Source organism: Corynebacterium sp. HMSC036E10 (assembly GCF_001836265.1).
Lineage (GTDB): Bacteria > Actinomycetota > Actinomycetes > Mycobacteriales > Mycobacteriaceae > Corynebacterium > Corynebacterium coyleae.
Genome location: NZ_KV827964.1, coordinates 1 through 2,654 on the forward strand (window position 1 = coordinate 1; position 2,654 = coordinate 2,654).

The following is a 2,654-nucleotide window of genomic DNA, read 5'->3' on the forward strand; positions in this document are numbered from 1 at the left end:
TGCTGAGTGCGCGTAGTTGGTAGGGGTATTCCGAAACGGTGGTAGGGCTGGATTCCGGGTAGTTGGTAGGGCCCCGCGACGGGTTGGGGCTGCTGCTCGTCGCGGGGCCTGTTGATGGTGGTGTGTTACTCGGTTTCTAGTTGGGTGGCTAGGAAGTGGCGCATGTCGTATTCACCGAGTTCGACGCGTTGGCCGGTGTTGAGTCTGCTGACGAGGGAGTCAGCTGCGACTGGGTCGGGAAGTTTTTGTACCCAGTATGCGGCAGTGGTTTGGGAAACGATGATCGTCGGCAGCCTGCCATCGCGGTCGAATATGATCTTCGTTAGGTCTTCTTGCCCGCGTTGGTTGATTCCAATGGTCAGGAAATCATCAAGGATGAGCACGTCAGTGTTTTGTAGCCTGCGCATCTTGGTTACGTAACGCTCATCTGTCGGCGGGAAGGCCGCTAATTCATCTACAAGCTGGTCGAGCCGGTAGTACGCAACGCTGTATTCAGCCTGGCATGCAGCAACTCCGATGGCGCAGGCGATGTATGTCTTGCCTGCCCCTGTTGGGGCTAGGAGGTGGACGTTTCCGGGGTTTTCACGCCAGGGTGTTGCAGCGATGCGTTTGAGTTGACGAAGGTTCAGGCCGCGTTCTTCGACGTTTATCAGCTCGGCAAGTGTTGCACCTGGGTACCGGAACTTTGCTTGGGTGATGGCTTTGGTGATGTTTTGCGCGCGACGTTTGTGGGCGGTTTCTTCCACGGCTTTGAGAAATATCTCTTCAGGCAACTCGGTGTTTGCTTCATCTGCACTGGCAAGTGCGAAGAAGGTATCAGCGAAGGTTGAAAGCCGCAGCTTGCGCAGCGTTGCACGGATGTCATCGTCAAGATGGATCGTGGTCATGATGGGTTAGTCCTCCTGCTTCTGGGTGTCGTAGTAGCTTGCAGGGCGCAGGAACACTGCTTCTGGCATTGCGGCGATATCGACTACCCGAGCCTGGCCTGTTTGTGGTGTTGGGGTGTTGGCTTCGGCGTTACCGTTGCGGGCGATGTCGGCCTGGATGCGGGAGATGACCTGCAGATTCGGCGCGAGGTTGTGGTCGATGATTTGCTGGCACGCTGGTTCAAGTGTGGTTTTGTTGTGCTTGTTCCCGAGCTTGACCAACACGTTGCGGGCTGTGCGTAAACCGCGTGGCAGGGCTTGGGCGTTGTGCTCAAGGATCATGGCGATGACCTTGCTGGTTGCGGGCCCAAACGACGATGCTCTGGCGTAGAGCTCATCGCGAGTTAGCGGTTTGACCCCAGTAATCTCTTTGTCTGGGGTATGCGCAGGGTCTGTGCAATAGCGGTACTTAAACCCGTGCATACGCGGGTGTTCGGCCACGAGGCTATCGCCGTTGAAGATGCTGACCAGGCTGTTGGTCAGCCGTGCGCGCAAAGTCTTGCCGATGTATTGAAACGGCACGGAGTAGTACTGGTAGTCACAACAGATGTGCCAATTGCGATCGACTTTGACGCTGCGCCAGGACACTTCCGTAAATGGGGTGTCAGGAAGGTTGCGCATCATGGGTGCTTCATCGATGTCAAACAGCTCACGACGAGTAAACCCATGCGCATTGGGCATGGTTGTGTTGATGTCTTCGAGGCGCTCAGCGATCGCTTCGTTGAGCTCTTCAAGGCTATAGAACTCAACCCCATCGAAATAGCCAAGGATACGCGTATAGACAAGTTGGACGGCACGCTCAACTGCGGCTTTATCGCGGGGTTTTCCCGGACGTGCTGGTACAAGCAAGATGTCATAGTAGTCAGCAAAGTCCGCATAGCGCTGTTGGATGCGTCGTGCGGGTTTGTTCTTCGCCGGGCGATACGTTGCAGTCGGCGCGTTATCAGGAACGATGATGCCGGGGCGTTTCCCGAGGTAGTTTAGGGCTTTGACGTGGCAGTCAATCCAGGCGTCCATCTTCTCATTCGCCGTAGCAACCACAAATAACAAAGAAGAGTAGGGACAGACAGCCACAAATAGGCAAGCTTTCATCCCTACCTCACCGGTGGCTTGGTCGATGATGCGGACTTTGTCGCCCGCCCAGTCGACGTAGAGCTCTTGGCCTGGTTCATGCTCGATAATCGAGGTCATGCCGGTAGCCCGGATGTAGTCACGCAGGTGTTCACAGAACTGGGAGTACTGGTACTTCGATTCACCTGCGGCGCACGGGGAAGCGACATAGTCCATCCACAGCTTATGGCGCGTGAGGTGCTTGTTGTTCGCCAGCTTCTTCGCGAGTTTTTCGAAGTCAGGTCGGTCATAGCGCAAACGCCGACTCGTTCGCTGATCGCTAAAGTGCGTATCGAAGAACTCTGGATCCAGCTGAGCGAACGAAGACTGCGTGATTGCGTGGTCAGCAATCACTGCTTTGACTTTGGCGATATCCCTGTTGGAGCACTCCAAGGCAGCAGAGATGGCTGCATAACTCGCTCCGGTCAAACACATCGCCATGATGTCTTTGAAGTTGGCCATAAAAGGCCCTCCTTGCGGTCAGAAAGTGGTGACACACCGGCACAGATTGCGCCGACGTCACCTACAAAAATGACCGAAAAAGAAGACCCCTACCACCTATCCGGAAAACCCCTACCAACTACGCGGATTGCCCCTACCAACTACACGGAAACGGCA

Annotated in this window: 2 protein-coding genes; both read right to left on the reverse strand. The window is 55.4% G+C overall.

The features are described 5' to 3' along the window. Positions 1–125: 125 nt before the first annotated feature. Complete coding sequence (locus HMPREF2736_RS02760; RefSeq protein WP_070422898.1) at positions 126–887, reverse strand: ATP-binding protein; 762 nt, start codon at positions 885–887, stop codon at positions 126–128. Between the two features lie 6 nt (positions 888–893). Then, positions 894–2,498 carry an IS21 family transposase gene (gene istA, locus HMPREF2736_RS02765; RefSeq protein WP_070422899.1) on the reverse strand — a complete coding sequence of 535 codons (1,605 nt, stop codon included), beginning with the start codon at positions 2,496–2,498 and terminating at the stop codon, positions 894–896. Positions 2,499–2,654 lie beyond the last annotated feature (156 nt).